The sequence below is a fragment of the Allobosea sp. FW305-C-101 genome (genome assembly GCF_058783685.1).
Genome location: NZ_JBYSYT010000016.1, coordinates 14,844 through 36,267, shown reverse-complemented (window position 1 = coordinate 36,267; position 21,424 = coordinate 14,844). Strand labels below are relative to the sequence as shown.

Genomic DNA, 21,424 nt, shown 5'->3' with positions numbered 1-21,424 from the left:
TGGTCGCGGCGTTCAAGACCGGCCGCGAGGCCGCCGGCCAGGCGGGTTACGCCCAGCCGGCCTCGGCGCCGCGTGCGAAGGCGCAGATGCGCGCAGCCGGGCGGCCTGCGCCTGCTTCCGCAGTCTCCTCCGGCGAGCCGGAGCGCCTGCGCCAGCTGGCCGAGGCCGCCTTCGTCCAGTCCCGCGCGCCTGCCCCGCGCAAGGTCGCCAATGGCGGCGGCGGCCGGGCCAGTGATTCCGGATGGGAAGAGTTCTGAGACCAGGCAGTCTCCGAACCATCCTCGAACACGACATGTGCGGCGCCCCAAAAGGGCGCCGCTGGCGTTTCGGGACAAAATTTTTGCTCGCCGACTCTTGTCGTGGCGCTTGATCGGCCTATCTCGGTGACAGGCGCCGGAGCTTTGCTCCATCACGACGCCGCCCTCGCACATTCAATCCGTGACGTTCCTCGGCCGACTCGCTTGAGTCGTTCGATGCCGCGCCGCTTGCTGACAGGTCCCGACGGGGATGTCTGCGACAAGCGGTTTCAGCCGTCACCACCACAGGGAGACGAAAACCATGCAGATCAGCCAGGTTCTTCAGGCTCTCGGCCAGTTCGCCTCCGGCCTTGCGCCGGCCAGCCGTACCGTCCGCCCGCTCGAGATCGATTTCGACACCGCCGGCACGCCCGGCCCCTTCGAACAGGCCGCGATCGGCCAATGGAAGACCGAGGACGGGTCGATCCTGATCGACCTCAGGCCGGACGGCCAGTTCCACAAGGCCAAGCCTGCCGCCGGCGCCAAGCATGTCGGCCGCTATGCGGTCGATCGCTCGAAGCTCTATTTCGAAGGCGAAACCGGCTGGGTCGCCCTCGGGAAGCTGAAGCGCGGCACGCTCAGCATCGGCGAGAAGCGCTTCCGCAAGGCGTAATCGCAATCGCGAGCCGCTCAATAAAGAAGGGCCGCGCTTCCCAAGGGAGGCGCGGCCCTTTTCATAAAGGCACGAGGATCAGTAGCCGACCGTGAAGCGGCGGCGGCTATGGGCCGGCTTCTCCAGCTCGTCGACGAGGGCGATCGCGTAATCCTCAGCCGAGATCGCGCTGTTGCCCTTGGCATCGACCAGAAGCTGATCGGTCCCGAGGCGGAATTGTCCGGTGCGCTCGCCCGGCTGGATCAGGGCGGAAGGGGAGAGGAAGGTCCAGTCGAGGCCCTGTTCCTGCTTCAGCAGATCAAGGAAGGCGCCGCCCTTCCGGGCTTCATCGAGATAAACAGCGGGGAATTCGGGGGTGTCGAAGAGCTTCACGCCCGGCGCGACCTCGAGGCTGCCGGCGCCGCCGACGACGAGATAACGCTTCACGCCCGATTGCTTCACCGCAGCGAGCAGGATCTGCGGGTCGCTGGCGCTGAAATGCACCGCGCTGATCACGGCATCATGACCGGCAACGAGCTTGGCCAGCCCGTCCTTGTCGAAGACATCGCCCTTGACGGCGGTGACGCCGGGCAGCGCAGCGACCTTCTCGGGATTACGGACGATGGCGGTGACGGCATGGCCGCGGGCGGAGAGTTCGGCCAGCAGGCGCGAACCGATGAATCCGCTGGCGCCGATCAATGCGACTTTCATGACAAAGGTTCCTTTGTTTGGTATCTTCTGGATACCTGCACTCCAATGGAACCTATCTGACCCTGCCGCACCGCCTCGTAAAGAAGGCACTTTCACGCGACATGGTCACCTCCGGGAAACCGCCATGCTGAAACGCCCCGACCCTTTCCAGGCCCTGTGCCCGACCCGGCGCGTGCTCGACCGCATCGGCGATACCTGGGCGGTGCTGATCCTGATCGCGCTCGACGACGGCACCTTGCGCTTCAACGAACTCCGGCGGCGGATCGAGAACATCTCGCAGAAGATGCTGTCGCAGACGCTGAAGAGCCTGGAACGCGACGGGCTGGTGCGGCGCGAGGTGTTCGCGACCGTGCCGGTGACCGTCGAGTATTCGCTGACCGGGCTCGGGCGGACGCTGGCGCAGACGGTGAACCAGCTGACGCTCTGGGCCGAGGCCCATATCGGCGAGGTCGAGGCGGCGCAGCAGCGCTATGATCGCGGCGAGGCGTCGGCCTAGCCCGGAGTCGGGAACGCTGGCGTTTCCCCCGATTTCGTGTATATGCCCGGGCAACCGGCCAACCAGCCGGCGGCGCGACCCCTCCGTGATGAGGTGCTCGCGGACTTCGGACCTTGCTGGACGACATCCCGGCCTGGCCCGCCAGATCAACCCGAACACGAGGATCTCCCGATGTCGATCACTGCCGAGCGCAAGACTGCGCTGCTCCAGGAATACGCCACCAAGCCGAACGACACCGGCTCGCCGGAAGTTCAGGTCGCGATCCTGACCGAGCGCATCACCAACCTGACCGGCCACTTCAAGTCGCATGCGAAGGACAACCATTCGCGCCGCGGCCTGCTGAAGCTGGTTTCCCAGCGCCGTTCCCTGCTCGATTACCTCAAGGGCAAGGACCAGGGTCGCTACAAGACGCTGATCGAACGGCTCGGCATCCGCCGCTGATCGAAAGCTGATGGTTTCCGCCCGGTGCGACCTGCTCCGGGCGGCTCCTTTTCGGGCAAGGGCGCCATGGGGTGCCTGCCTGACTATCGCGGCAGCCGCATGGGGCGGCCTTTCCGCGTGACCCGCCGGGCGCCCAAGACGTCCATGGCAGGATCGCCGAGCGCTCGGGCGCATTCCCTCTCACACCCGAGCGTTCCGCCGTCTTGCCCATGGGCCTGAAGGCACCGGACGGGTCGAACCCGACCGAAAGACGAAACACATGTTCGACATCCAAACCGAAGAACTGATCTGGGGCGGCCGCAAGCTCGTCCTCGAGACCGGCAAGGTCGCCCGCCAGGCCGACGGCGCCGTGATGGCCACTTATGGCGAGACCGTCGTGCTCGCGACCGTCGTCTCGGCCAAGGAGCCGAAGCCGGGCTTCGACTTCTTCCCGCTGACCGTCAACTACCAGGAAAAGACCTTCGCGGCCGGCCGCATTCCCGGCGGCTATTTCAAGCGCGAGGGCCGTCCGAGCGAGAAGGAGACGCTGGTCTCCCGCCTGATCGACCGCCCGATCCGCCCGCTCTTCGTCGAAGGCTACAAGAACGACACGCAGGTCGTCGTCACCGTGCTCCAGCATGACCTGGAGAACGATCCCGACATCCTGGCGATGGTCGCGACCTCGGCCGCGCTCACCCTCTCCGGCGTGCCCTTCATGGGCCCGATCGGCGGCGCCCGCGTCGGCTATATCGACGGCGCCTACAAGCTGAACCCGACGATCGAAGAGGCCAAGGAATCGGTTCTCGACCTCGTCGTCGCCGGCACCCAGGACGCCGTCCTGATGGTCGAGTCGGAAGCCAAGGAGCTTCCCGAGGACGTGATGCTCGGCGCCGTGATGTTCGGCCACAAGCATTTCCAGCCGGTGATCGACGCCATCATCCGCCTGGCCGAGAAGGCCGCCAAGGAGCCGCGCGACTATACCCCGGCCGACAACTCCGTGGTTCTGGACGCCGTCCTGAAGCTCGTCGACGCCGATCTGCGCGCCGCCTACAAGATCACCACCAAGGCCGAGCGCTACAAGGCGCTGGACGCTGCCAAGGCCAAGGTCGCCTCGCTGATCTCGGCCGAGCCGGACGGCAAGACCACCTTCACCAAGGAGCAGGTCGGCGGCCAATTCAAGGAAGCCCAGGCCAAGGTCGTGCGCTGGACCATCCTCGACGACGGCACCCGCATCGACGGCCGCGATCTCAAGACGGTCCGCAAGATCGTCGCCGAGGCCGGCATGCTGCCGCGCACCCACGGCTCGGCCCTGTTCACCCGCGGCGAGACGCAGGCGCTGGTCGTGACCACGCTCGGCACCGGTGACGACGAGCAGTTCATCGACTCGCTGGAAGGCACCTACAAGGAAACCTTCCTGCTGCATTACAATTTCCCTCCCTACTCGGTCGGCGAGACCGGCCGCATGGGTTCGCCCGGCCGCCGCGAAATCGGCCATGGCAAGCTCGCCTGGCGCGCCATCCGTCCGATGCTGCCGGCGAAGGCCGAGTTCCCCTACACGATCCGCGTCGTCTCGGAGATCACCGAGTCGAACGGCTCCTCCTCGATGGCCACCGTCTGCGGCACCTCGCTGGCGCTGATGGATGCGGGCGTTCCGCTGAAGTCGCCGGTCGCGGGCATCGCCATGGGCCTCATCCTCGAGGGTGAGCGCTTCGCCGTGCTCTCCGACATCCTCGGCGACGAGGATCATCTCGGCGACATGGACTTCAAGGTGGCCGGTACCGCCGCAGGCATCACCTCGCTGCAGATGGACATCAAGATCGCCGGCATCACCGAGGAGATCATGAAGGTCGCCCTCGACCAGGCCAAGGGCGGTCGCGAGCACATCCTCGGCGAGATGAACAAGGCGCTCTCGACCTCGCGCGCCTCGCTGGGCGAATACGCCCCGCGCATCGAGACGATGAAGATCCCGGTCGACAAGATCCGTGAAGTCATCGGCTCCGGCGGCAAGGTCATCCGCGAGATCGTCGAGAAGACCGGCGCGAAGGTCAACATCGAGGACGACGGCACCATCAAGATCGCCTCCGCCGACGGCAAGTCGATCGAAGCCGCGATCAAGTGGATCAAGTCGATCGTCTCCGAGGCCGAAGTCGGCGTGATCTATGACGGCACCGTCGTCAAGATCATGGAGTTCGGCGCCTTCGTGAACTTCTTCGGCGCCAAGGACGGCCTCGTCCACATCTCCGAGCTCGCTCCCCAGCGCGTCCAGAAGGTCTCGGACGTCGTCAAGGAAGGCGACAAGGTCAAGGTCAAGTTCCTCGGCCAGGACGAGCGCGGCAAGATCCGCCTCTCGATGAAGGTCGTCGACCAGGCCACTGGCGAGGACCTCACCGAGAAGCTCAAGGCCCAGCGCGAGGCCGAAAAGGCCCGCGAGAAGCAGGGCGCGGCCGAGTAATCACTGCCCGCCAGCTTGTGCAAGACAGGACGCCCCGCATCATCCGATGCGGGGCGTTTTTCGTTCTGGCCGACAGGCTTTATCCCGCCATGTGCGGACAATGCCTTTGCTAGTCTTCCGTGAAAGCCGGAGTGCCTGCCGATGAAATCCTTCACCGTTCCCGCCGCTGGCGGATCGCTGCGCTACCATGACCTCGCTGGCGACGGCCCAGCCCTGATCATGATTCACGGCCTCGGCTGCGCCTCGTCCTGCGACTATCCGACCGTCGCGGCTGATCCGGCCTTGCGCGGCAGGCGCATGCTGCTGATCGACCTGCTGGGCTCCGGCTTCAGCGACCGGCCGGAAGTGTTCGGCTATACGATCGAGGACCATGCCCACAGCGTCGTCGCACTGGTGGATGCTTTGGCGCTGCCGCAGGTTGATCTGTTCGGGCACAGCATGGGCGGCACCGTCGCGATTGCCGCTGCCGCGATGCTGGGACCGCGCCTCGGCCGGCTCGTCGTCGGCGAACCCAATCTCGATCCGGGCGGGGGCCAGTTCAGCCGGGGCATCGCAGCGATCCCCGAAGCAGAGTATTGCGCCGGCGGCCAGGATGCGATCGTCCGTGCGGCCCGGGCAGAGGGCAACGATATCTGGGCGGCCTCGCTCGCCCGCAGCGCCGCCTATGCCGTGCAGCGGACCGCGCGCTCTCTCGTCGAAGGCAGCGATCCGACATGGCGGAGCATCCTGACGTCGCTCCCCGTGCCGCGTACGCTGATCATCGGCGAGCTGTCCCTGCCCTATGATGATGCGGCGAGGCTGCCGGAGGCCGGGATCGATATCGCCATCGTGCCATGCGCCGGGCATTCGATCCCCTGGGACAACCCGGCTGGTCTCGCGGCAGCTATCGCGGCTGGCTTGTCTTCGACAGACAGCGCGCAGTGAAGAGATGACGCGCCGCACACAATAGTCTAGACATATGCCGATCCATGGAGACCGGCATGTCCGACCACCGTATCGCCTCGCTCGATGACCTTGCCCGCGCCTATCCCAATCCGATCGCGCCGGCCTCGACCTTCAAGGAGATCGACCACGTCGATGCGAACTATGCGGCGCTGATCGCCGCCTCGCCGTTTTTCGTGCTCGCCACGGTCGGTCCGGAGGGCCTGGATTGTTCGCCGCGCGGGGATCTGCCGGGCTTCGTCACGGTCCGGGACGCGAAAACGCTCTTGATTCCCGACCGAAAAGGCAATAACAGGCTGGATTCATTGAAGAATATTCTGTTCGACGATCGAATCGGAATGCTCTTCATGATCCCCGGTTGCGGCGAGACGCTGCGCGTGAACGGACGCGCGGAGATTTCCTGCGATCCAGAGTTGTGTTCGCAGTTCGAGATGGCCGGGAAGCTGCCGGCGAGCGTCATGACCGTCCATGTCGAGGCCGTCTACTTCCAGTGCTCGCGCGCGGTGGTGCGGGCGGAGCTCTGGAACCCAGAACGGCAGGTCGAGCGGCGCAACCTGCCCTCGCCCGGCACGATGCTGCGCGACATCACGGCACGGAATGCAGAGGTCGCGACCTTCGACGGCAAGGCTTACGACGAGGCGCTGCCGGGCCGGGTCAAGGCGACGTTGTATTGACGGCGAAGGCTCGCCACCGTCATTTCGGGGCTTCGCATAGCGACGCCACTCGCAAGCTTCGGCCAGCTTAAGACCGAGCCTTCAGCGGTACGACAAGAATTGTAATTCGGCTGTGCCCCATCGTGGGTTCCGGGTTCGGCCCATAGGGCCGCCCCGGAACGACAATCGTGGTGCCGTCAGAGCAGCCCTTCGTTCCCCGCCAGCGTCTTCAGGCTGACATCGGGACGGGCGCCGACATGCGAGATGATCTCGGCTGCCGCCAGTGCGCCGAGGCGCAGGCAGTCACGGGTCTCGCGGTTCGAGGTCAGGCCGTAGAGGAATCCGGCGGCGAAAAGATCGCCAGCGCCGGTCGCATCGACCACGCGCTCTACGGGGAAGACCGGCTCCTCGACGATGCCGTCCGGCGTCACCGCCAGCGCGCCCTTCTCGGAGCGGGTGACGACGGCGAGGATGTTCTCCGAACGCAGCCAGGACAGGGCCGTATCGAAATCCGAGGTCTCGTAGAGGCTCTTGAGCTCGTGCTCGTTGGCGAAGACGAGATCGACCATGCGGTTGCGGATCAGGCCGATGAACTCGTCGCGATAGCGGTCGACGCAGAAGGAGTCCGACAGGGTGATGGCGACGCGGCCGCCGGCCTTGTGTGCGATCTCGGAGGCCTTGCGGAAGGCTTCCTTCGCCGCCGGGGGGTCCCAGAGGTAGCCTTCGAGATAGACGATGTCGGCGGCCTCGACGGCCTTGGCGTCGACATCGGCGACCGAGAGGCCCTGGCAGGCGCCGAGATAGGTGTTCATCGTGCGCTCGCCATCGGGCGTGACGATGATGAAGGAGCGCGCGGTCGCCGGGCCTTCCGTCGCATCGGCCGTGCCGAAGGCCACGCCGAGCGAGGTCAGGTCATGGCGATAGAGCTTGCCGAGCTCGTCGCCGCGGACCTTGCCAATGAAGGCGCCCTTGCCGCCGAAGGAAGCGAGGCCAGCAATGGTGTTGGCAGCCGAGCCGCCCGAGATGATCCGGGCCGGGCCCATGGCGGCGTAGAGCGACTCGGCGCGGGCCTCGTCGATCAGCATCATCGCGCCCTTGGTCAGCTTCTGGGCGATGAGGAAATCCTCCTCGGCCGAGGCCAGGACATCGACGATGGCGTTACCGAGGGCGAGGACGTCCGTGCGGGTCTGGGTCATGGCTCTTGCTTGCTCTGTCCGGATGGCGTGGCCCGTCGGCCGATAGGAAGGTGCTGGCCCTGTCGCATCCGTGTGACGCGGGGTCAAGCGGGGCGAATCAGGCAGGATCGCGGCGGGTGGCGGCTTCGTCGAGCACAGCAGCGAGCCGGCGCAGATCCTCGCCCTCCAGCAGGGCGATCTCGCGCGCCAGGCGGTTGGCCAGCAGCGTCGCTTCCGGGTCGAGCCCGGCCGTATCGATGACCACCCGTGGATGCGAGAGGTCGGCGAGGCGGACAAGCTCATCGGCTTCGTCCCAGATCACACCGAGCAGATGGATCGTGCCCTGGATGAGGGTGAAGGTCGGGCGGCCGCGCTTGCCATGCTCAAGCGCCGAGAGATAGGCCGGCGAGACACCGAGGCCCTCCGCCATCTGCGCGAGGCTCATGCCGCGCGCCTCCCGCAGGGCCCGGATGCGCTGGCCGAAGGGCGTCACGGCCCATGCTCCCTGAGGCGGCGCAAGCGGACATAGAGCGCGCCGGAGCCGCCATGGCGCTGCTCGGCCTCCTCGAAACCGAGGACCAGCGCGCGCAAGTCGGGCAGGCGCAGCCAATGCGGCACCATCCGGCGCAGCACGCCGCGCTCGTCACCGAACAGAGCCGGCGCCAGCGCGCCCTTGCCGGTTACCACCAGGGCAATGCGGCATCCCCGCCGCTGCTCGCGGCGCAGGAAGGTGTGGAGGGCGAGATGCGCCTCGTCCTGCCGCATCCCGTGCAAATCGATGGAGGCATCGACGCTCTGCTGGCCGCGGCGCAATTGCGTGCGCAAACGCCGCTCGATCGGCGCCAGCGGCGGCGCTGAGGGTGGGGCGGGTTTGACTGGCGCAGCAGCCGCGACGGCACGCGTTGCAATTTCGGCCGGTGCGGGAGCTGCCGGCTCGGGGACAGGCTCGGGCTCGACCGGCGCCCGGCCGGGCAGCGGCTTCACCGAACGTGCGACCTGGCGCCAGAGCGCGATATCGGCCTCCGTCAGCGTCTTTCCGCGGCGAGACCGCATTTCAGCGCGGCCAGAGCACGGTGAAGGCAACGGGATGGCGGATCAGGCCAGCGCGATGGCCGGCCGCAGCGCCCGAGCCGACGAAGAGGTCCATGCGGGCCGGGCCCAGAATGGCGGAGCCGGTATCCTGCGCGATCATCAGGCGCGCCAGATGCTCGTCGCCGCCAACGCCATCGGGGACCGTGGTATCGATCCAGACCGGCACGCCATAGGGCCAGGCCGTGCGGTCGACCGCGATGCTGCGGAGCGGCGTCAATGGCAGGCCGGCGCCGCCGATCGGCCCGCTCTCGGCCGGCAGGTCGTCGCGGCGGGCGAAGAAGACGAAGGACTTGTTGAGGCGGATCAGGTCGCGGGCGAAGCCGGCATCGGCCTTCAGCCGCGCGATCAGCCGATCCATGGTCATCTGTTCGGGCGGAATGTTCTCGCGCTGGCTGAGCACGCGGCCGAGCGAGGTATAGGGATGGCCGTTGCGGCCGGAATAGGTCAGGCGCGTCACCGAGCCATCCGGCAGGCGGACACGGCCCGAGCCCTGCACCTGCAGCACGAAGCGATCGACGGGATCGCGCAGCCAGAGGATTTCGAGCCCCTGGCCATCGAGCGCGCCGGTCTCGATCGCGGTGCGATCCGGGAAGGGCTCGAAGCCTTTGGCGGTGCGGCGCGCGGCCGAGAACGTCTTGTCGAGGCCCGGCCAGTCATCCTCGGAGAAGCGCGTCACCAGATCCTTCGGCCGGTCGTAGAGCGGCGTCGGGAAGGCATCGGAACGGGTCAGCGAGCCCTCGAACTCGGGCTCGAAATAGCCGGTGGTGAAGCCGGTTTCGCCGCCTTCCGGCCGGATGCGCCAGAAGGAGAAGTTCTGTTCGAAGAAGGTTTTCGCTTGCTCGCGCCCGACAGGGCCCGCCGCGGCGAGCGCCTTGGCCTTGTCGCAGACGGCTGTCAGGCGCTCTGGCAGTGGCACACCCTGGCGCAGGGGCGGATCGGCCATGCAGCCCTGCGCGAAGATGGCGAAGGCCTTGCCGTGATCGTCCTGCGTCCAGCCGGGGATCGCGGAGGGCAACAGGGCCTCGGCGCGGGCGCCTTGGGGCAGCGGGGGCGGCGAGGCCATGGCGGTCACGGATGCAAGGCCCAGGGCTGCGGAGAGCGCCAGTGCGACACCGGCGCCGCCGCGCTTCACGCGGCGGATTCGGTGGCGACGAGCAGCCAGTTGGGGTCGCGGCTGCCGAGCTGGCGCGAGAAGGTCCAGATGTCGTTGACCTCCGAGACCTGCTCGGCGCTGCCATCGACGACCGACCCTTGAGCGTCGCGGGTGACGCTGATCAGCTGCGAGACGAAGGCGATCGTGACCTGCGCGGTCTTGCCCTTGACCTCGACGGCGGCGAGATCGGCCTTGTCGATCGAGACGAAGTTCGACTCGGCCTTCTCACCGCGCTTCTCGCGCTCGGTGATGGCCTGCTCGAAGCCGTCATAGACATCCTTCGCAAGGAGGCCCTTCAGCATCTTGCGGTCGCCGCGGGCAAAAGCGGTGACGATCGCCTCATAGGCGGCCTTGGCGCCGCCGACGAATTCATGCGGGTCGAAGCCGGGCTCCTGCCGGATCACCGCCTCGATGCCGGTGCTCACGGGCGAATCCGGCGCAGCCAGATCCTTCCAGCGCTCGGCTGCCGGCGGCTGGGGCGCGACGGGATCGTTCGCGGCGCCAGGCAGGCGGATGACATTGTCGCTCTTGTCCTGGCCTTGCGGCTGATCCGGCCGCATCGGCGGCGTCTCGCGGCGAGCGAAGGGATCCTTGGGCTGTTCGCTACCCGTCTTCTGGCCAAGCACGGAGCGCAGCTTCCAGGCTACGAACACGGCCAGAGCCAGAAAGATCAGAGTCTGCATGTCGAAGGAATTCTGCATCGAAAGCTGACCCGCGGCTCCCCGTTGTTGCCTGCCCTGTCACCTGCTGGTGCCGGGCGTTCACCGTCATATGGTGAGACTGGCTCGTAACATCCACCCCCCGGCTTGTGAAGGCGACTTCTTGTGCCGGCACGGCGTCCATGATAGCCGACGCGCGCGCCGCTCCATAGCATGGAGCGCCTCCCGAAAGCCGGCACAGGCGCGGGATTTCCCGAGACAGCCTGCCAGAACAAGATGGGACCGATGGCCAACGAACTTCCCAACGGCAATGGCGCCGGCGCCGAAGCGGCTCCGAGCTTGAACGCCCTGATCCAGTACACGAAGGATTTCTCCTTCGAGAACCCCAAGGCGCCGCGCTCGCTCGCCCAGCAGGACGCCCAGCAGGGCCCGCAGATGTCGCTGCAGGTCAATGTCGGCTCGACCGCTCTCGGCGACAACGATTACGAGACCGTGCTGCGCCTCGAGGGCAAGGCCGAGATCAAGGGCGAGACGCTCTTCGCCTTCGACCTGAGCTATGCCGGCGTGTTCCGCCTGCAGAACATCCCGCAGGAGCATGTTCACCCCGTGCTGGTGATCGACTGCGCGCGCCTGCTCTTCCCCTTCGCCCGGCAGATCATCGCCGAGGCCGTGCAGAATGGCGGCTTCCCCCCCTTCTACGTGCCCCCGATCGACTTCGCCCAGCTCTTCCAGCAGCGCATGCAGGAGCTCGAGGGCCAGCAGGGCGCGGCGACCAACTGATCGCTCGCCGGCATCGGCAAAAGACTACGGAAGGGCCCCTCACGGGGCCCTTTCTCGTTTATTGCGGATTATTGTTGCCCTTGCGGAGGACAGGGCCCCTCTCCATGTGCCCGAGGCAACGGCGGACGCCCCGGCAGGGACGCCCGCCTTTTCCGTATCCGATGGAGAACCGATGGACCACCTTATGACGCTTGCCGCCGATCCCACTGTCTGGGCCGCGCTCGGGGCACTGATCGCCATGGAGGTCGTGCTCGGCATCGACAACCTGATCTTCATCTCGATCCTGACCAACAAACTGCCCGAGCATCAGCGCTCGAAGGGCCGCCGGATCGGTATCGGCCTGGCGCTCATCCTGCGCCTCGCCCTGCTCGGCACCGTCGCCATCATCGTCAAGCTGACCGCCCCGATCTTCACGGTCTTCGGACAGGCCTTCTCCTGGCGTGATCTCATCCTGATCGCGGGCGGCCTCTTCCTGGTCTGGAAGGCGACGAAGGAAATCCACCACAAGGTCGACCCCGATCCGGAATCGGTCCTGGCCGAAGGCGGCACGCGCGCCGTGACGCTGAGCTTCGGCGCCGCGATCTTCCAGATCCTGATCCTCGACCTGGTGTTCTCGATCGATTCGATCATCACCGCCGTCGGCATGACCGAGCATGTCCCGGTCATGGTCATCGCGGTCCTCGTCGCGGTGCTGACGATGCTGCTCGCCGCCGACCCGCTGGCGCATTTCATCGACAGGAACCCGACCGTCGTGATGCTGGCGCTGGGCTTCCTGCTGATGATCGGCGGCACGCTGATCGCAGAGGGTTTCGGCGTGCATGTGCCGAAGGGCTATATCTACGCCGCGATGGCCTTCTCGGCCCTGATCGAGGCGCTCAACATGGTATCGCGCCGCCGGGCGCGATAAGCCAGGTCCAAGCGAGAGACGACGCGGATTACTGCGCCGCGTCGTCCGTTATGCCGAGATAGCCCTTCCAGAGCGGCGCCTTGAGCGAGCCGAGAATGAAGGCCTCGTGCGCCTTGAGCGCCTCCTCGCTGAGGCGCGGTGCCAACTGGCGCTGGCGCTGCGGCTTCTCGACCGCCGCCATGGCGACCCCACCGCGGCTGGCCGCCGCCTCGACGCCGAGGCCGAGCGAGGCCTGCTTGCCACCAATCAGCTCGATATAGACCTCGGCCAGGATCTCGGAGTCGAGCAGCGCGCCGTGCTTGGTGCGGCGGCCGTTGTCGATGCCATAGCGCGAGCAGAGCGCATCGAGGCTGTTCGAGGCGCCGGGATGCTTGCGGCGCGCCATCGACAAGGTGTCGACCACGAAAGCCTGCTCGATCGGCGGCAGGCCGAGGCGCTTGAACTCCATGTTGATGAAGCCGACGTCGAAGGCGGCGTTATGGATCACCAGCTTCGCGCCGGCGATGAACTCCGCGAATTCCTGCGCGATCGTGGCGAAGACCGGCTTGTCCGACAGGAACTCTTCCGAGAGGCCATGGACGTTGAACGCCTCGATCGGCATCGAGCGCTCGGGGTTGATATAGACGTGGAAGGTCCGGCCGCTCGGGCAATGATTGAGCAGTTCGACGCAGCCGATCTCGACGATGCGGTCGCCGTTATTGGCTTCGACGCCGGTGGTTTCGGTATCGAGAACGATCTCGCGCATCGCTTCAGGACCTCGCTTCAAGCACCGCGCCCGGGACGGCCGGCGAGCGCCTTCAGGATAGAGCCGACCTGCCGCTCGGCGGCCACGAGGCCGCGCGAGGTGTCCACAAGGAAATGGGCATGGCGGCGCTTCTCCGCATCCGGCATCTGGCGCGACAGGATGGCGTCGAGCTTTTCCGGGGTCATGCCGGCGCGGGCCAGAACGCGCTGGCGCTGGACCTCGGCCGGCGCGGTCACGACGAGCACGGCATCGCAACGAGCCTCTCCGCCGGTTTCGAGCAGGAGTGGTACGTCGATGATCGCGAGCCCCGCGCCTTCGCGCCGGCAGCGGGCAAGGAAGGCTTCCTCCTCCTCGCGCACCAGCGGATGGATGATCGCTTCGAGCCGCCGCAATGCCTCGGGCTTACCAAGCACGGCCGCCCCCAGCTTCGCACGATCGACCACGCCGTCGATCACCGTGCCCGGAAAGGCGGCCTCGATCGGCGCCGCGGCCCGGCCACGATGCAGGCGATGCACGGCCGCATCGGCATCATGCAGGGGCACACCGCGCTGCACGAAGAGCTGCGCGGTCGTCGATTTTCCCATTCCGATCGAGCCCGTCAGGCCCAGCACGAAGGTCATGGCGGCTCCGGCGAATCAGGCCTTCAGGATATCGGCTTCGATGAGGGCACGAAGCGCTGGCGTCACCTGCGGCGTCACGCCGAACCAGCGGGCGAAACCCGGCACGGCCTGATGCAGGAGCATGCCGAGCCCGTCTACGGCCAAGCCCCCACGCCGCTCCGCCTCGGCCAGCAGCGCCGTCTTCAGGGGAACATAGACGATGTCGTCGACGATTGTCCCCGGCCGCAAAGCTGCCAGATCGATCTCCAGCGGCGGCTTGCCCTGCATGCCGAGCGCTGTCGTGTTGACGATGAGATCGGCCTCTCCGACAAGGCTGTCGCGCTTGGCCCAATCGCCGGCCTCAAGCGGATGGCCGAGAGCTGCGACCAGCTCGGCGGCCCGCTCAGGACTGCGATTGACGACGAGGATACGCGCGACGCCACGCGCCTTCAGCCCATAGCAGATGCCGCGCGCCGCACCGCCGGCTCCGAGGACGAGAGCCGTCCCCACCCGATCCTGCCAGCCCGGCACCGTCGCATCGAGATGGGCGAGGAAGCCCGGCACGTCGCTGTTGTCGGCGATGATCCGGTCGCCTTCGCGCCAGAGCGTGTTGACGGCGCCGACCGCCCGGCCGGCATCGCTGACCTGATCAACCAATCCCATCGCCGCTTCCTTGTGCGGCACGGTGACATTGCCACCAGCGAATTCCCCATCGCGCAGACGAGAGACGAAGACCGGCAGATCGGCCGGGGCGACATCGATCCGCTCATAGGAGCCAGGAAGCCGATGCTCGCGCAGCCATTCGCCATGGATCAACGGCGAACGCGAATGGGCGATGGGATGTCCGATGACGAAGCAGCGAGGCGCCATGAGTGAAGTCCGTTAGCGGGCGAGGCAATCGAGATCGCGCAACGCCGTAAGCACCGCCAGCAACGGCAGGCCGAGAATGGTGAAATGGTCGCCTTCGATCCTGTCGAAGAGCTGAGCGCCCGGCCCTTCGACCTGATAGCCGCCGACACTGGACAGAGCAGCCGAACCAATAACGGCCAGATAGCGCGCGATGAAATCGGGCTGGAGAGCGCGCATCGTCAGGCGGGCCGCCTCGAGCTCTTCGGCTAGCGGCGCACCATCGCGTGCGATCACGAAGGCGGAGTGGAGTTCGTGGGTCCGGCCGGCGAGCGCAGCGATCTGCCGTTGCGCCGCCGCCAGATCCGCCGGCTTGTGGAAGGCGACGCCATCGCAGGTCAGCGTCTGGTCGGCGGCGAGGACGAGGCGGCCCGGGCGATCACGCGAGACGGCGAGCGCCTTGGCGCAGGCCAGGGCCGCCGCGACCTGATCGGCCGGCACGCCACGATCGACCAGCGGCTTCTCGACGGCGCGTTCATCGATGTCCGGCTTCACGACCTCGACCGGGATGCCGACGGCCAGGAGCATATCGCGCCGGGTTGCACTGCCGGAGGCGAGGATCAAGGGCTCGGCGGCGAGCCAGAGGCCGGACGAGGCGCTCATGTCGCGATGAACTTCATGCGGTGGTCGCGGAGCAGGTCGAGGATCGAAGCCGCCGTCTCTTCGATGGAGCGCCTTGTCACGTCGATGACCGGCCAGCCCTTCCGGGCGCAGAGACGGCGCGACTGCGTGACCTCGTCGGCCACCGCAGTCGGATCGACATAGGACGTGTCGTCGTCGGCCCGCAGCGAGAGCAGGCGGTTCTGGCGAATCTGGACGATGCGGTCGGCGCTGGCGATCAAGCCGACGATCAGCGGCTTCTTGGCCTTCTCCAGTTCGGGCGGCAGCGGGATGTTCGGAACCAGTGGAATGTTGGCGGTCTTGATGCCGCGATTGGCGAGATAGATGCTCGTCGGTGTCTTCGAGGTGCGACTGATGCCGACCAGGATGACATCGGCATTGTCGAGATCGCCACCCATCTGCCCGTCATCATGCAAGAGCGTGTAGTTCATCGCGTCGATGCGGCGGAAATATTCGGTGTTGAGCACATGCTGCGCGCCGGGCTTCGTCGCCTGGGCCTGGCCGAGATAGGATTGGAACAGCGAGAGCACAGGTTGCAGCACCGAGAGGCAGGGACAGCCGAGCTCGCGGCAGAAATTCTCCAGCTTCTCCTGCCATTCCGGCTCGACCAGCGTGTAGAGCACGACACCGGGCGAGGCCTCGATCTCGGCGAGAACGCGGGCAAGCTGCGCCTCAGAGCGCACCAGCGGATAGACATGCTCGATCGCCGAGACGCTTTCATATTGCGCGGCCGCGGCCCGACTGACCGCGATCAGCGTCTCGCCCGTCGCATCAGAGACCAGATGCAGATGGAAATAATTGCGGACCACGGCATCCCCCGGCCTGAAGCGTCCCTATCCTCTAGCGCGCTTTGGGCCGGACCGGAATCGTCCCGAGGCGAATTGATGCCGGCTCGGTTTTTCCAGACCGGCAGAGTGTCATCACGGGCCCGTTCCCGGAGTGGCCGGGTTTTCCCGGGCCATGGGGAGCAGTGTGGACAAGTGGACATAAAACGGGAGCCAGCCGGCGGCTCTGTATAACCCCCCGGAACCATCAACAGCCCGCCGGCTGTGAATGGTAAAGAAAGTGTTTCACGTGAATCATTTTGGAAGCCGGCAGGGCCACTGCCGATTCCAATTCGTTAATAAAGCCTTAACAGGTGGTCGCAGGCTTTCCCGGCCCGCGACTCGCTGTCCCAGTGGCTGTGGATCAGTTGTGGACGAAATTGCGGCGGGCTATCTCCCTGCCTCCAAGAGTCAAAACAAAAGATTCTCTCTAGGAATCTTATTTGAGAGATAGCGGGATGGATGGCCCGGCAGGCATGACGAAAAGCGATATCCCTGCCCTGATCCGAGTGCTCGGCGGCGAAGCCTTGCCGATCCCCCCGATCTGGCTGATGCGTCAGGCTGGGCGCTATCTGCCGGAGTATCGTGAGCTTCGCGCCAAGGCTGGGAGCTTCCTGTCGCTCTGCTACAATCCGGAATGGGCGGCCGAGGTGACCCTCCAGCCGATCCGGCGCTTCGGCTTCGATGCCGCGATCCTGTTCTCGGATATCCTGGTCGCCCCGCAGGCGCTCGGGCAGAAGCTCTGGTTCGCCGAAGGTGAAGGGCCGCGGCTGGAGCCGGTGGCCGATGCAGCACGTCTGGCCGAGATCGATCGCGAGGCCGATCAGAGCCGGCTCGATCCGATCCTGGAGACGGTGCGGCGGGTGCGGGCTGCCCTGCCCTCTGGAACCGGCTTCATCGGCTTCTGTGGAGCGCCCTGGACGGTTGCGACCTATATGGTTGCCGGCCGCGGCACGCCGGATCAAGGACCGGCGAAGGAATTGTTCGGTCGCGATCCCATGTTGTTCCAGGCGATCATCGATCGGCTTGTCACGTCGTCGGTCGCTTATCTGAATGCGCAGATCGAAGCTGGCGTCGATGCCGTGCAGATTTTTGACAGCTGGGCGGGATCGCTCGGGCCGGATGATTTCAGGCGCTGGTGCATCGAACCGACGCGCCGGATCGTCGAGGGCGTGCGCGCAGTGCATCCGCAGGCGCGGATCATCGGCTTCCCGCGCGGGGCGGGGCGCCTGATCCCTGATTACATCGCCGGGACTGGTGTCGATGCCGTCGGGCTCGAAACCGATATCGACCGGAGCTTTGCCCGCGACGCCATCCAGTCGAAGGTCCCGGTGCAGGGCCATCTCGATCCGCTGGTGCTGCGCGCGGGCGGTCCTGAGCTGGAGCAGGAGGTTGATGCCATCCTGACAGTGTTCGGAGACCGGCCCTTCATCTTCAATCTCGGCCACGGCATTCTGCCGGATACGCCGATCGCGCATGTCGAGCGCTTGCTGAAACGGGTACGGGGCTGAGGGCTCAGACGATGTACGAGTGGATCAAGGCTTTCCATGTCATGGCCGTCATCTCCTGGATGGCCGGCATGCTCTATCTGCCCCGCCTGATGGTCTACCATGCGGAGGCGCAGACCGGCTCGATTCAGTCCGAGACCTTCAAGATCATGGAGCGCCGGCTGCTCAAGGGCATCATCAACCCGGCGATGATCGTCACCTGGGTTCTGGGTCTCTACCTCGCCTGGTACGCTTTCGGTTTCAAGGGCGGCTGGCTGCACGGCAAGCTCCTGCTCGTGTTCCTGCTGTCGGGCATCCATGGCGTGCTGGTGAAGCATGTCCGCAACTTCGCCAATGACCGGAACGTCAAGTCGCCGCGCTATTTCCGCATCCTCAACGAGATCCCGGCCGTGCTGATGGTCGGTATCGTCATTCTCGTCATCGTGAAGCCGTTCTGAGGCCCGTCGCGCTTTCCGCTTGAGCCCGGACCGGATTCCCGCTATCAGGGCGCTACGCTTCTCCAGCGTCCTCCCTTGTTGTCGACTGTTCGTGAGCCGCCTGCCCTTGCAGCAGCTCATGTCGCGCAACCCAAGCGCAGGTCCGGACAGGACCGACTCAGTCGATCAATCCAGTACCGTCCTCTCCCCTGTTTGTCGGCAGGGTGTTCACGATCCGGGTGCCCCATGCGGGAAATCAAGCTTCAAGAGCTCAAGAGCAAGTCGCCGACCGAACTCCTGGCCTTCGCCGAGGAAGTCGAGGTCGAGAACGCCAGCACCATGCGCAAGCAGGAGCTGATGTTCGCCATCCTGAAGCAGCTCGCCGCGCGCGAGACCGAGATCCTGGGCGAGGGCGTCGTCGAGGTCCTGCAGGATGGCTTCGGCTTCCTGCGTTCCTCCGATTCGAACTATCTGCCCGGACCGGACGATATCTACGTCTCACCGTCGCAGATCCGGAAGTTCGGCCTGCGCACCGGCGACACGGTCGAGGGACCGATCCGCGGCCCCAAGGATGGCGAGCGCTATTTCGCCCTGCTCAAGGTCAACTCGATCAATTTCGAGGACCCGGAGAAGATCAAGCACAAGATCCATTTCGACAACCTGACGCCGCTCTATCCGGACGAGCGCCTGAAGCTCGAGGTGTTGGACCCGACGAAGAAGGATTTCTCGCCGCGGGTCATCGATATCGTCGCCCCGATCGGCAAGGGCCAGCGCGCGCTGATCGTCGCGCCGCCGCGCACGGGTAAGACGGTTCTGCTCCAGAACATCGCCCAGTCGATCACCAGCAATCATCCCGAGTGCTATCTGATCGTCCTGCTGATCGACGAGCGTCCGGAAGAAGTCACGGACATGCAGCGCTCGGTGAAGGGCGAGGTCGTGTCCTCGACCTTCGACGAGCCAGCCTCCCGCCACGTCCAGGTCGCCGAGATGGTGATCGAGAAGGCCAAGCGCCTGGTCGAGCATGGCCGCGACGTTGTGATCCTGCTCGACTCCATCACCCGCCTCGGCCGCGCCTACAACACCGTCGTGCCGTCCTCCGGCAAGGTCCTGACCGGTGGTGTCGACGCCAACGCCCTGCAGCGCCCCAAGCGCTTCTTCGGCGCCGCCCGCAATATCGAGGAAGGCGGCTCGCTGACCATCGTCGCGACTGCGCTGATCGATACCGGCTCGCGCATGGACGAGGTGATCTTCGAAGAGTTCAAGGGCACGGGTAACTCGGAAATCGTGCTCGACCGCAAGGTCGCGGACAAGCGCATCTTCCCGGCGATCGATATCCTCAAGTCCGGCACCCGCAAGGAGGAGCTCATCACGCCGCGCTCCGATCTGCAGAAGACCTATGTGCTGCGCCGCATCCTCAACCCGATGGGTCCGCAGGACGCGATCGAGTTCCTCATCGACAAGCTGCGCCAGACCAAGCAGAACTCGGAATTCTTCGACTCGATGAACACCTGACGGTCAGCAAACTTTCTGGCGTTTCGATTCGCCGCCGTACCGATCCCGGTGCGGCGGCGAAATTGTTTCTGGGTGCTCCGAAAGCGCCTTGGACGTCAGGTTGCGGCTCGTCAGTTGCATTCGATTCGGAGACGAGACGAACTGCATGGGGACGGTTTGCCGCCAGACTTGGTCGAGACCTCTGCAATCCTACGCAGACTTGGTCTAGCCGGGTCATACCACGAGAGGGCATGTCGACATCGAGCTAGCGATGATGGCTGCGGGTGCTTCCGTTTCGCTCGATAGAAGCTTAGCGAGACCGACCCTCTTTCAGGTATGGCGCTATCGACACTGGCGCGCGAAGCGCGTTTTCGGGAGATCTCTGGCCTCCAGAGCCCGGGCCGCATTGGGCCAGATCTCGGTCATACCGATAGTACTACCTGAAGCGAAAGGAAGGGTATGACCGGTAGTGCTTCGGTTTTCCGCGGAGTCATACCGTTCGCGCCCTGGCCTGTCGCGCCGCAGCCCGGCCGACTGGCTCACCTTCCGTTCGGACCTTGATGTTAGCGGGAAGCTCGTCCAAGAAGCCGCCTCCCCGGCACGCGGCAGGAATGATGGCTCAGCACGCCCTTACGACGATCGTGGCCCTGTCCTCCGCACCCGGTAAAGCAGGCGTGGCGGTGGTCAGGGTTTCCGGGCCGCGCGTTCGATTCGTTCTCGAAACGTTTGCAGGACTGGTTCCGGAGCCCCGAACCGCAACCTTGCGTCGGCTCGTCGATAACGAAGGCGCGGCCATCGATAGCGCGCTGGTTCTGTTCTTTGCCGCCCCGGCCAGCTTTACCGGCGAGGATGTCGCCGAGTTTCATGTTCATGGCTCGCGGGCGATCCTGGCGCGGCTGCTCGCGGTCCTCACGGCGTTGCCGGATGTGCGGTTGGCCGAGGCCGGCGAGTTCACCCGACGGGCTTTCGAGGCGGGCAAGCTCGACCTTGCCGCCGTCGAAGGCCTGGCGGACCTGATCGATTCGGAAACGGAATGGCAGCGCCAGCAGGCGCTGCGCCAGATGGATGGCGCGCTGGGCACGCTGACCCTAGAATGGCGTGCGACCTTGATCGACGCGATGAGCCTGCTGGCAGCCGAGCTCGACTTTTCCGACGAGGGCGATGTTTCCGGGCCGCTGCAAGAGCAGGCGCTCGATCTCGCTTCGGATGTGCTGGCTTCGCTGAAGAGCGCCCTTGGCAGTTTCGTCATGGGGGAGCGCGTCCGTGAGGGGTTTGTCGTGGTGCTGGCTGGCCCGCCCAATGCGGGCAAGTCGAGCCTGCTCAACGCGCTCGCCCGCCGCGATGTCGCGATCGTCTCGCCGATCGCGGGAACGACGCGCGACACGTTGGAGGTCAGGCTCGACCTGGCGGGAATCCCGGTCATCCTGATCGACACCGCGGGCCTGCGTGACAGCGACGACCCGATCGAGGCGGAAGGTGTCAGACGGGCTCGCGCGCTGGTCGAGCGGGCGGATCTCGTCCTCGGCCTGCGTGGTGTCGATTCGGACCCGTATCGAATCGAGAACGAAGCCAATCTGCTGGCGATCGCCACAAAATCCGACCTGACCGGCCAGGTTCTGCCGGGAGAGCGCGCCATTTCCATCAAGACTGGCGAGGGTCTGGCCGAGTTGCTTGCGGATATCGTCGCGCGACTCCAGGGGCTTTCTTCTGGAGAGCCGGCCCTCCTCACACGGGAACGCCACCGCGTCGCGGTCACCGACGCGATTGCGGCGCTGGAGCGCGCTGTGACGGCGCAGCACGGTCAAGGCGAATTGCTTGCCGAGGATATCCGCATGGCCGTGGTCGCGCTGGAGCGGCTTGTCGGGCGGATCGATGTCGAGGATGTGCTCGATCGGCTTTTTGCGGGATTCTGTATCGGAAAGTGAAGCCTGCGCGGTCCGTGCCGGCAGTTTTCGTTGACCCGCCCGCCCGGCTTCGATAGCGAAA

24 protein-coding genes are annotated in these 21,424 nt (G+C 65.8%); 13 read left to right on the top strand and 11 right to left on the bottom strand.

Features of this window, described 5'->3' with window-relative positions:
• Nucleotides 1–257, top strand: a 257-nt coding sequence (locus AC3WMA_RS27225) for a hypothetical protein (RefSeq protein WP_492288379.1), incomplete at its 5' end; no start/stop codon positions are given.
• Nucleotides 258–558: 301 nt separating this feature from the next.
• On the top strand, nucleotides 559–909 hold the full coding sequence (locus tag AC3WMA_RS27220) for an Atu4866 domain-containing protein (protein ID WP_492288378.1): 351 nt from the start codon (nucleotides 559–561) through the stop codon (nucleotides 907–909).
• Nucleotides 910–987: 78 nt separating this feature from the next.
• On the opposite strand, the gene AC3WMA_RS27215 is transcribed toward AC3WMA_RS27220, so the two are convergent.
• On the bottom strand, nucleotides 988–1,599 hold the full coding sequence (locus tag AC3WMA_RS27215) for an NAD(P)-dependent oxidoreductase (RefSeq protein WP_492288377.1): 612 nt from the start codon (nucleotides 1,597–1,599) through the stop codon (nucleotides 988–990).
• A gap of 124 nt (nucleotides 1,600–1,723) precedes the next feature.
• On the opposite strand from AC3WMA_RS27215, the gene AC3WMA_RS27210 reads away from it, so the two are divergent.
• The 5 genes from AC3WMA_RS27210 to AC3WMA_RS27190 all read left to right on the top strand — a co-directional run bounded on the left by AC3WMA_RS27210 (nucleotide 1,724) and on the right by AC3WMA_RS27190 (nucleotide 6,583).
• The gene (locus AC3WMA_RS27210; protein ID WP_377843403.1) at nucleotides 1,724–2,095 is read left to right on the top strand and encodes a winged helix-turn-helix transcriptional regulator; all 372 of its coding nucleotides are present in this window, start codon (nucleotides 1,724–1,726) and stop codon (nucleotides 2,093–2,095) included.
• A gap of 171 nt (nucleotides 2,096–2,266) precedes the next feature.
• Entirely contained in the window at nucleotides 2,267–2,536 is a 270-nt protein-coding gene (rpsO, locus tag AC3WMA_RS27205; RefSeq protein ID WP_257735438.1) for a 30S ribosomal protein S15, read from the top strand.
• Nucleotides 2,537–2,795: 259 nt separating this feature from the next.
• The gene (gene pnp, locus AC3WMA_RS27200) at nucleotides 2,796–4,967 is read left to right on the top strand and encodes a polyribonucleotide nucleotidyltransferase (protein ID WP_492288376.1); all 2,172 of its coding nucleotides are present in this window, start codon (nucleotides 2,796–2,798) and stop codon (nucleotides 4,965–4,967) included.
• A gap of 141 nt (nucleotides 4,968–5,108) precedes the next feature.
• Entirely contained in the window at nucleotides 5,109–5,891 is a 783-nt protein-coding gene (locus AC3WMA_RS27195; RefSeq protein ID WP_492288375.1) for an alpha/beta fold hydrolase, read from the top strand.
• Between the two features lie 56 nt (nucleotides 5,892–5,947).
• Nucleotides 5,948–6,583: a pyridoxamine 5'-phosphate oxidase family protein gene (locus AC3WMA_RS27190; RefSeq protein ID WP_492288374.1), complete on the top strand. Its 636-nt coding sequence runs from the start codon at nucleotides 5,948–5,950 to the stop codon at nucleotides 6,581–6,583.
• A gap of 176 nt (nucleotides 6,584–6,759) precedes the next feature.
• Here the strand turns inward: AC3WMA_RS27190 and AC3WMA_RS27185 are convergent, their stop codons facing one another.
• From AC3WMA_RS27185 to AC3WMA_RS27165, 5 genes are all read right to left on the bottom strand, one after another.
• The gene (locus tag AC3WMA_RS27185) at nucleotides 6,760–7,758 is read right to left on the bottom strand and encodes an adenosine kinase (protein ID WP_492288373.1); all 999 of its coding nucleotides are present in this window, start codon (nucleotides 7,756–7,758) and stop codon (nucleotides 6,760–6,762) included.
• A 97-nt stretch (nucleotides 7,759–7,855) separates the two neighbouring features.
• Entirely contained in the window at nucleotides 7,856–8,230 is a 375-nt protein-coding gene (locus AC3WMA_RS27180; RefSeq protein WP_492288372.1) for a helix-turn-helix domain-containing protein, read from the bottom strand.
• Complete coding sequence (locus AC3WMA_RS27175) at nucleotides 8,227–8,790, bottom strand: Smr/MutS family protein (RefSeq protein ID WP_492288371.1); 564 nt, start codon at nucleotides 8,788–8,790, stop codon at nucleotides 8,227–8,229. The genes AC3WMA_RS27180 and AC3WMA_RS27175 overlap by 4 nt, the downstream gene beginning before the upstream one ends.
• Before the next feature lies 1 nt (nucleotide 8,791).
• Entirely contained in the window at nucleotides 8,792–9,961 is a 1,170-nt protein-coding gene (gene mltA, locus AC3WMA_RS27170; protein ID WP_492288370.1) for a murein transglycosylase A, read from the bottom strand.
• A complete protein-coding gene (locus AC3WMA_RS27165; protein ID WP_492288369.1) occupies nucleotides 9,958–10,683 on the bottom strand; it encodes a Tim44/TimA family putative adaptor protein in 726 nt (241 codons plus the stop codon). The genes mltA and AC3WMA_RS27165 overlap by 4 nt, the downstream gene beginning before the upstream one ends.
• Nucleotides 10,684–10,926: 243 nt before the next feature.
• On the opposite strand from AC3WMA_RS27165, the gene secB reads away from it, so the two are divergent.
• Nucleotides 10,927–11,421 carry a protein-export chaperone SecB gene (gene secB / locus AC3WMA_RS27160; protein ID WP_492288368.1) on the top strand — a complete coding sequence of 165 codons (495 nt, stop codon included), beginning with the start codon at nucleotides 10,927–10,929 and terminating at the stop codon, nucleotides 11,419–11,421.
• 172 nt (nucleotides 11,422–11,593) lie between these two features.
• Nucleotides 11,594–12,328 carry a TerC family protein gene (locus AC3WMA_RS27155; protein WP_492288367.1) on the top strand — a complete coding sequence of 245 codons (735 nt, stop codon included), beginning with the start codon at nucleotides 11,594–11,596 and terminating at the stop codon, nucleotides 12,326–12,328.
• A gap of 28 nt (nucleotides 12,329–12,356) precedes the next feature.
• On the opposite strand, the gene dnaQ is transcribed toward AC3WMA_RS27155, so the two are convergent.
• From dnaQ to AC3WMA_RS27130, 5 genes are read right to left on the bottom strand one after another with little or no spacing between them, the layout of a single operon-like run.
• On the bottom strand, nucleotides 12,357–13,073 hold the full coding sequence (gene dnaQ, locus AC3WMA_RS27150; protein ID WP_492288366.1) for a DNA polymerase III subunit epsilon: 717 nt from the start codon (nucleotides 13,071–13,073) through the stop codon (nucleotides 12,357–12,359).
• 17 nt (nucleotides 13,074–13,090) lie between these two features.
• Entirely contained in the window at nucleotides 13,091–13,693 is a 603-nt protein-coding gene (coaE, locus tag AC3WMA_RS27145; RefSeq protein ID WP_492288365.1) for a dephospho-CoA kinase, read from the bottom strand.
• A 15-nt stretch (nucleotides 13,694–13,708) separates the two neighbouring features.
• A complete protein-coding gene (locus AC3WMA_RS27140; RefSeq protein WP_492288364.1) occupies nucleotides 13,709–14,542 on the bottom strand; it encodes a shikimate dehydrogenase in 834 nt (277 codons plus the stop codon).
• Between the two features lie 12 nt (nucleotides 14,543–14,554).
• Nucleotides 14,555–15,181 carry a Maf family protein gene (locus AC3WMA_RS27135; protein WP_492288363.1) on the bottom strand — a complete coding sequence of 209 codons (627 nt, stop codon included), beginning with the start codon at nucleotides 15,179–15,181 and terminating at the stop codon, nucleotides 14,555–14,557.
• Nucleotides 15,178–16,008 carry a pyruvate, water dikinase regulatory protein gene (locus AC3WMA_RS27130; protein ID WP_492288362.1) on the bottom strand — a complete coding sequence of 277 codons (831 nt, stop codon included), beginning with the start codon at nucleotides 16,006–16,008 and terminating at the stop codon, nucleotides 15,178–15,180. Before AC3WMA_RS27130 ends, AC3WMA_RS27135 begins: the two co-directional genes overlap by 4 nt.
• Nucleotides 16,009–16,499: 491 nt before the next feature.
• Between AC3WMA_RS27130 and hemE the strand changes: the two genes are divergently transcribed.
• The 4 genes from hemE to mnmE all read left to right on the top strand — a co-directional run bounded on the left by hemE (nucleotide 16,500) and on the right by mnmE (nucleotide 21,363).
• On the top strand, nucleotides 16,500–17,534 hold the full coding sequence (gene hemE / locus AC3WMA_RS27125; RefSeq protein ID WP_492288361.1) for a uroporphyrinogen decarboxylase: 1,035 nt from the start codon (nucleotides 16,500–16,502) through the stop codon (nucleotides 17,532–17,534).
• 11 nt (nucleotides 17,535–17,545) lie between these two features.
• Complete coding sequence (gene hemJ / locus AC3WMA_RS27120) at nucleotides 17,546–17,968, top strand: protoporphyrinogen oxidase HemJ (protein WP_492288360.1); 423 nt, start codon at nucleotides 17,546–17,548, stop codon at nucleotides 17,966–17,968.
• Nucleotides 17,969–18,193: 225 nt separating this feature from the next.
• Nucleotides 18,194–19,459: a transcription termination factor Rho gene (gene rho, locus AC3WMA_RS27115; protein WP_492288359.1), complete on the top strand. Its 1,266-nt coding sequence runs from the start codon at nucleotides 18,194–18,196 to the stop codon at nucleotides 19,457–19,459.
• 590 nt (nucleotides 19,460–20,049) lie between these two features.
• Nucleotides 20,050–21,363 (top strand): tRNA uridine-5-carboxymethylaminomethyl(34) synthesis GTPase MnmE, encoded by a 1,314-nt coding sequence (gene mnmE, locus AC3WMA_RS27110; RefSeq protein WP_492288358.1) that lies wholly within the window; start codon nucleotides 20,050–20,052, stop codon nucleotides 21,361–21,363.
• Nucleotides 21,364–21,424: the final 61 nt, after the last annotated feature.